The organism is Treponema sp. (genome assembly GCF_045657965.1).
Lineage (GTDB): Bacteria > Spirochaetota > Spirochaetia > Treponematales > Treponemataceae > Treponema_D.
Genome location: NZ_JAZOUG010000117.1, coordinates 1 through 7,167 on the forward strand (window position 1 = coordinate 1; position 7,167 = coordinate 7,167).

Consider the following 7,167-nt stretch of genomic DNA (forward strand, 5'->3'; position numbering starts at 1 on the left):
GACTGGCATAAAAAGGCATTTGAAGACAAAGGACCTTGTTTTGTACGTGTAAAAATTGCCCGCTGTGAAAATGTTCTTCCTTTTGTAAAGGGGGGAAGTCTTAATATAGATTCAATCCGATAAAAATTATCCGCTCTTTTATGGGCGGATTTTTTTATTTTTTTATATTTAAAATAAAAAAAAAGCTCAGGAGTTACCTGAACTTTTTAATGGGCAGTGAGAGACTCGAACTCCCGACAACCTGGGTGTAAACCAGGGGCTCTACCAACTGAGCTAACTGCCCAATGGATGGACTTATATTATCAAATTAATTAATTTGTGTCAATATGTTATGTCTATTATTTTTCTTCATTCTGGGAATCTTCTTCAAAAATTTCTCTCTTAAAGAGAACAACATCACGAATTTTTATTGAACATGCTGTATTGAGTTCTGTTTTTGTGCTTCCGTCGCTGATAATTGGTATTTCAAAGTAATGGTATGATTTTTCATATCCTTCAACTTCAATTTCCAGCTCAAATTCAAATCTTCGGCTTTCTCCAATTTTTTCTGCAGGAATTGGTTTTGCCCAAAATGTAAATGAACCTTTTGTACTTTGGAAAGTTTGAGTTGGATTTGTCCATGTCATATCGACCATATCAACCGGCTTTCCATTTAATTTAAGTAATACTTTTGCTCCTGAAATAGGTTCAAAAGTGCTTCCATCGTAAATTGTACCGCTGAAAGTAGGGAAATTAAAACTTGGATTTTCTTCTTTTTGAAGTTCACATTCTTCTCTTGGAAGGGTATGGAAAGGACGTTTTGTTGATGATATAATCCTGATTCCGTCCATTGCAACTGCAGAAATATCGGCAATAAGCTGATGGTTTGAAAAAATTTCATTTGAATGGGTTACGCCACGACCTGATACGACATATTTCGGGGGAATTCTATTTAGAACATAGCTGATAGTATCCAGCCGGCAGTTTTTGCAGTCACATGTAAGCCAAGGGGAATTTGCTTTTTTTACCTGATCATAAAGTGCATTAACTTCTGCTGTAACTAAATCTTCCATCATATTATGTACATTCATAGTTTTTTCTCCAAAAATTAAAACTATTATTATTATAAGCTAATTTTCAGTAAACTGCAAGAAATATTACAGAGAAAAAAAATATTGAAAAAAATGCCCGCACGAATGCGGGCAATAAACGGATAACTCCGCAAGAATTTCTGAAAGAAATTTTTGTCAGGGCATGGATGCCCTTAATTTCCGCCTTTGCGTGTGTATGCAGCCAAACCGCCTGCCATAATGATGTCAGCAGAGCGTTTTGCGATGTCGTTTACGCACTCAATTTCAGTTTTTCCGTTAATGAGCACTTTGAAAGGCTTTCCGTTCTTGAGAGAATCGTCCAAATCTTTAAGTTCGAGAGTGTCTCCCTGAGCGATTTTATCGTAATCAGAAGAATTTTTGAAAGTCATCGGGATGATTCCGTAGTTAATCAGATTTGCCTTATGGATTCGGGCAAAACTCTTTGTAATTACAGCACGCACACCGAGATACATAGGTCCAAGAGCCGCATGCTCACGGCTTGAGCCCTGTCCGTAGTTTTCTCCTCCTACTACACAGCAGTCAGCGAATTTTGCTTCTTCGCTCCTTGTATAGAAAGTTTCGTCCAAACGTGTGAGCGTGAATTTTGAAATTTCAGGAATATTTGAACGAAGCGGAAGAACTTTTGCTCCAGCCGGCATAATATCGTCGGTTGAAACATTGTCGCTTGCCTTCAATCTGACTGGAAGTGAAAGATTTGACTTGTATTCACGGCATGCAGGACACGGCTTAATGTTAGGTCCGCGCAAGATTTCAACTTTGCTTGCTTCGCTTTCCGGGAGCGGCGGAATTACCATTGCACGGTTTGTAGCACAGTTGAGAACCATTGGGCTTGAAAGTCGCGGGTCGTTTCCGTCGAGCATTGAGATTCGTACCCCGGTTTTGTATGCAGGATCTTCGTAGCTCAAAGTTTCTGCTTCTGTAAAGACACCTGTAACGGCAGCAGCGGCGGCTGTTTCAGGGCTTACAAGATATACATTTGCATCAGCAGTACCAGAGCGGCCTTTAAAGTTTCGGTTGAATGTGCGCAGTGTTACGCCTTCTGAGTTTGGAGCAAATCCCTGACCGATACAAGGACCACATGCAGATTCAAGAATACGGAAACCTGCTTCAATCAAATCTTCCAGGATTCCGGCTTTTGATGCCATGAGAAGTGTTGTGCGGCTTCCAGGAGCGATACCAGCCTCAACTCCCGGTGCGATGTGCTTGCCTTTTACGATAGCAGCAACGCTCTCCAAGTCGTCGAGAGAAGAGTTTGTACAGCTTCCGATTACAACCTGAGTGACTTTTTTTCCTGAAAGATTTTTTACTGAATCGATTACATCAGGATTATGCGGGCAGGCAGCCAGAGCGTGAAGTTCGTCCAGATTGATTTCAATGAGCTTGTCGTAAACGGCTCCGTCGTCTGCTTTCTGCTCGCTCCAGTCTGAGCCTCGTCCCATTGATTCAAGGAAGCGTTTTGTAGAAGAATCTGACGGGAAAATTGAACAGGTAGCGCCTAATTCTGCACCCATATTTGTGATTGTAGCGCGCTGAGGAACTGTGAGTTTTTCAACGCCTTCGCCGAAATATTCGTAGATTGCGCCAGTTCCGCCTTTTACTGTTTCACGCCTCAAAACTTCAAGAATGATGTCCTTTGCACCAACGCCCTTTTTAAGTTTTCCGGTCAATTTTACGCCGAAGATTTTTGGCATCGGAGTGTGGAAGGCTCCTCCTCCCATTGCAACGGCAACGTCAAGACCACCGGCACCGATTGCAATCATGCCGATTCCGCCGCCTGTAGGTGTGTGGCTGTCAGAACCGAGCAGAGTTTTTCCAGGTTTTCCGAATGATTCAAGATGAACCTGATGGCAGATTCCGTTACCCGGACGGCTGAAGTAAAGACCGTATTTTGCGGCTACAGACTGAAGATAGCGGTGGTCGTCCATGTTTTTGAAGTCTGTCTGGAGTGTGTTGTGGTCAATATATGAAACTGAAAGCTCTGTTTTGACGCGCGGAATTCCGATTGTTTCAAACTGAAGATATGCCATTGTACCTGTAGCATCCTGAGTCAAAGTCTGGTCAATGTGAATTGCAATGTCTTCACCGCGTGGAATTGGTGTTCCTTTTTTGAAATCGATGTTAGGACAAGCCTCCGGAACGATGTGTTCCTGCAAAATCTTTTCTGCAAGCGTAAGAGCCATGAAAGTACCTCATAAAATTATTTTAATTAATAAGATTATACTTTTTTCCGTGATTTCTTACAATAAATAAAGATTAACATTTGATTAATCTTATGATATAATCAACGGGTGTTATTTAAAAAAACTTTTTTACTTATATCTGTTGTTTTTATTTTTTTCTCCTGCTCTCAGAATGTTCAGGAATCCTCTGTTAATGATGAGGCTTCTACCTTGCGCTATGAAGCAGAAGAACTTTATAATAAATTTGTCTGGACTGAGGAAATTGAACTTGACAGGCTTACTGCTAAAGTTTCAAACGTAAAAGGTATTTCTTCAAAACTTAATTTAAGTCCTTTAATTGTTTCAGCCTGTAATACATCAGATGAAGATAAGATTTTCCCTGTTTTTGGCAGCTTTGGTTCATTAGATACCTCATTAATTTCAAAAAGTTTAAGGAATATGCTGATTTCATTTGCAGAAATTATTTCAAAAAATGGAGATGCGGACATATTTTTTGTTAAAGACGGTTTGTATTCCCTTGCGTTATTTTATTCAGATTTTAATAAAATCTTTGCAGATGGTATTAATTTTGATTCTTTTTTACTCGGGCAGCCATTTATCGATGGAATTTACTACGAAGTTCCCATACAATTTATTACTGAAAAAGCTGAAATGACTATAAGTGTTTATTGTTTTTCTGAAAATGGAAATTGGAAAATAGATCAGATTCAAATGACTGACTGGGAAATTTTCAATGAAAAAAAATAATTTATCAGGGATAGAAAGAGAACTTGTTTTAAATTATCTTTCTGAAAAAAAAACAGATATAATTTTTTCAATAGAAAATGAAAATGCAGTAGACAAAATAATTTTTAATCAGAATCAATTTTTAGTTGCTGACAAAAAAATTCTTCTGTTAACAGATTTTCCTTACAGTCTGACAAACTATAAAGATAAAACTGTACGCATTCAGTTTTATTTTAATAAACTTGGTCTTTACTTCCTTTCAAAAATTGAATTTGTTTCATCTGGATGTGCTCTTGTAATTCCTCAATCTATACAGAAAATTGAAGAAGAAACAGAAAATAGTAGTGAAGTTTTCTCCGTTTTAATAAAATCTATGAACATTTACTGTCTTTTTGATGAAAATTTCAATATTTTTCATGAATCAGATTTTAAAAATTCTGTAAATACTTATTTAACTCAGTCCAAAAATATCAGCAATTTAAATTCAGTAGAAAACCGGATATATTCACCATCTGTAATATTTATTGACCAAAAAAATATTGTTTTTGCTTCTCTTAAAAAAAATATGCCGTTAAAGATGGATTGTGAATATGAACTTGTAATAAATTTTCCATTGGAAGGACCTGTAAAAAAAAGAAGTGTTATTGTAAAGTGCCTTATTAAAGATTTATATGAAGATTTTACAAGAACAAAATTATGTGCTGTTGCTCAGTTTGTTTCTATTCAAGAAGAAGATTTAAGGTTTATTTCTGAGAAAGTTTCGTTCTTTTAATACTGCCGAGTAGGATTCCTATTGGCTGCAAAAAAGAAATATTTTCGCAGAAGATTTTGATTATTACTATAAGCGGCACTGCAAGAATAAGCCCTAAAAAGCCCCATAGCCAGCCCCACAAAGATAAACTTACAAGTATAACAAAAGGTGAAATTCCTAAATTTTCGCCTTCAATTTTTGGTTCAACTATATTTCCAAGAACAAGATTGATTGTAAGAACTGTAAGTGCAATAAAAACTACAGGAAAAGGATGAGGGTAACACTGTAAAAAAGCAAATGCAGTTGTAGAAGCCCATGAAATTATTGAACCAAAGGTTGGAACAAAATTAAGAATAAAAGCTAAAAAAGCCCAGATAAGTGGAAAATCGATTTTTACAATCAGACAGCTTAAAAAGACTAAAAGACCTGTTGCCAGTGAAATAAAAAATTTAATTGAAATATAGTGGGTTATATCAGTGGCAATTCTTCCCAGCATGTCATGAATTTTATCACTGTTTTGACTTGAGAAGGCTTTTTCTATTTTTAATTTTGTACATTTCATTTCAAGAATGAGAAAAATTGAGAGTAGAAGTACTAAAAAAGAACTTTTTAAAAATCCAGCAAGAAAATTTGTAAAATTAAGGGCAAAATTTTTTACAATGGAAAAAATATTTAACTGTGAACTGATATTTTCAAGAAGAGTCTGATCCTGATTAACATCAAAAAAGAAATTTAACAGGCTGGAATCAGAATTTTCTGTAAAGCTTTTTTGAATAGCTGTATAAATAGTTTGAAAACGCTCTTCGTATCTTGGGTAAGAATCAATTATTGACAGCAGACTGGAAGAAAGGATATTGAAAAGTCCTGTAAAGATAATTAAAAAAATTACATAAACTATAACAATTCCTAAAATCCATGGAATTCTGCATTTTGTATTCAGTTTTTTGACAAGGGGATAAAATACAGCAGCCAGTAAAACTGCAAGTACAACAGGTTTAAAGAAACTTTCAAGCACCTTGAGTATTGTTCCCGCGAGAATAACGCACATAAAGATGAGAAAATAGAAAATTCCTTTAAGATACCTGCTGTTTTCCATCCGTTATTTTTTTGATGCGTGATAAACCGGGTCTTTTTTGTTCTTTGGAAGAATCTTGTCAAATCCGCAGTAAGGAACAAGAACTTCCGGAATTGAAACAGAGCCGTCTGCATTCTGGTAATTTTCCAGAATTGCAAGCATTGCACGACCTACAGCGATAGCAGTACCGTTGAGCATATGTACATATTTGTTCTTTCCGTCATCGTCATGATATTTGACGTTCAAGCGGCGTGCCTGATAGTCGGTACAGTTTGAAGTTGATGTAACTTCTCCATAGTCGCCTTCAGGATGTTCTTCTGTAGCGCGGCCTGGCATCCATGCTTCAAGATCCCATTTTCGGTAAGCAGGAGCACCTAAGTCGCCGGTGCAGGTGTCAACAACATGGAAAGGCAAGCCTAATCCAGTAAAAATTTCTTCTTCGATTAAGCGGAGTTTTTCGTGAATTTTATCGCTTTCTTCTGGAAGAGAGTAGACGAACATTTCGACTTTATCGAACTGATGAACGCGGTACAAGCCTTTTGAAAACTGTCCGGCACCTCCTGCTTCGCGTCGGAAACAGTGTGAAAGACCACAGTAGAAAAGCGGAAGAGATGATTTGTCTAAAATTTCACCTGAGTGGTAACCGCCCAAAGTGATTTCTGCGGTTGCAACAAGACAGGTTCCTTCTTCTTCGATACAGTAAACGTTAGATTCGTTTCCGCGCGGGTTAAAGCCGATTCCCTGCAAAATTTCCTGCTTTGCAACATCCGGTGTGATAAAATGTGTGAAGCCGTGTTTACGCAAAATACCAAGTGCGTACATAATCAAAGCCTGTTCAAGGAACACAGCTTCGTTTTTAAGATAGTAGAATTTAGGACCAGAAACTTTTGTTCCCCGTTCAAAGTCGATAATATCAAGTTCTTCGCCCAAAGTTACATGGTCTTTAGGCTGGAAGTCGAATTTTCGTGGTGTTCCAACCTTTTTAACTTCAAGATTTTCTGTGTCGAGTTTACCGATTGGAGTTTCCGGGTGATGCATGTTTGGAATCTGCCGGCCAGCTTCATCAAGTTTTGCTTCTACTTCAGAAAGTTCCTTTTCGGCTGCTGCAACATCATCTTTTATTTTTTTGCCTTCTTCGATGTATTTTGCCCGTGTGTCAGCATCGAGTTTCTGTTTCATGGAAGCGGCGTTTTCATTTCGCTTCTGCTGTAAAGCCTGCAATTTTGTTGTGAGGGCAGTTCGTTCGTCAAAAAGTTTTACGACTAAATCTGCATCAGCGACCATATTCCGGTCAGAGATATTCTTTTTTACTTCGTCAAGATGTTCTTTAATAAATCTGTAGTC

General features: G+C 37.5%; 6 protein-coding genes and 1 tRNA gene. 2 read left to right on the forward strand and 5 right to left on the reverse strand.

Features of this window, described 5'->3' with window-relative positions; translation table 11 throughout:
- Positions 1 to 210 precede the first annotated feature (210 nt).
- The 3 genes from ACKI5B_RS04285 to ACKI5B_RS04295 all read right to left on the reverse strand — a co-directional run bounded on the left by ACKI5B_RS04285 (position 211) and on the right by ACKI5B_RS04295 (position 3,271).
- Positions 211 to 283, reverse strand: a tRNA-Val gene (locus ACKI5B_RS04285).
- A gap of 55 nt (positions 284 to 338) precedes the next feature.
- Entirely contained in the window at positions 339 to 1,070 is a 732-nt protein-coding gene (locus ACKI5B_RS04290; RefSeq protein WP_407426173.1) for a late competence development ComFB family protein, read from the reverse strand.
- Between the two features lie 173 nt (positions 1,071 to 1,243).
- A complete protein-coding gene (locus tag ACKI5B_RS04295) occupies positions 1,244 to 3,271 on the reverse strand; it encodes an aconitate hydratase (protein ID WP_407426175.1) in 2,028 nt (675 codons plus the stop codon).
- A 108-nt stretch (positions 3,272 to 3,379) separates the two neighbouring features.
- Here ACKI5B_RS04295 and ACKI5B_RS04300 point away from each other — a divergent pair, with 108 nt between their 5' ends.
- A complete protein-coding gene (locus ACKI5B_RS04300) occupies positions 3,380 to 4,018 on the forward strand; it encodes a hypothetical protein (protein WP_407426177.1) in 639 nt (212 codons plus the stop codon).
- A complete protein-coding gene (locus tag ACKI5B_RS04305) occupies positions 4,005 to 4,769 on the forward strand; it encodes a hypothetical protein (RefSeq protein ID WP_407426179.1) in 765 nt (254 codons plus the stop codon). The genes ACKI5B_RS04300 and ACKI5B_RS04305 overlap by 14 nt, the downstream gene beginning before the upstream one ends.
- Here the strand turns inward: ACKI5B_RS04305 and ACKI5B_RS04310 are convergent.
- Entirely contained in the window at positions 4,741 to 5,796 is a 1,056-nt protein-coding gene (locus ACKI5B_RS04310; RefSeq protein ID WP_407426181.1) for an AI-2E family transporter, read from the reverse strand. The two genes, ACKI5B_RS04305 and ACKI5B_RS04310, sit on opposite strands and share 29 nt — an antisense overlap.
- 51 nt (positions 5,797 to 5,847) lie before the next feature.
- Positions 5,848 to 7,167: serine--tRNA ligase (serS, locus tag ACKI5B_RS04315; protein ID WP_407426183.1), on the reverse strand; the 1,320-nt coding region annotated here is incomplete at its 5' end.

Excerpts from the sequence above, each read along its gene's own strand:
- ACKI5B_RS04290 (WP_407426173.1), bottom strand. The coding sequence starts at position 1,070 with ATGAATGTACATAATATGATGGAAGATTTAGTTACAGCAGAAGTTAAT.
- ACKI5B_RS04295 (WP_407426175.1), bottom strand. The coding sequence starts at position 3,271 with ATGGCTCTTACGCTTGCAGAAAAGATTTTGCAGGAACACATCGTTCCG.
- ACKI5B_RS04305 (WP_407426179.1), top strand. The coding sequence starts at position 4,005 with ATGAAAAAAAATAATTTATCAGGGATAGAAAGAGAACTTGTTTTAAAT.
- ACKI5B_RS04310 (WP_407426181.1), bottom strand. The coding sequence starts at position 5,796 with ATGTGCGTTATTCTCGCGGGAACAATACTCAAGGTGCTTGAAAGTTTC.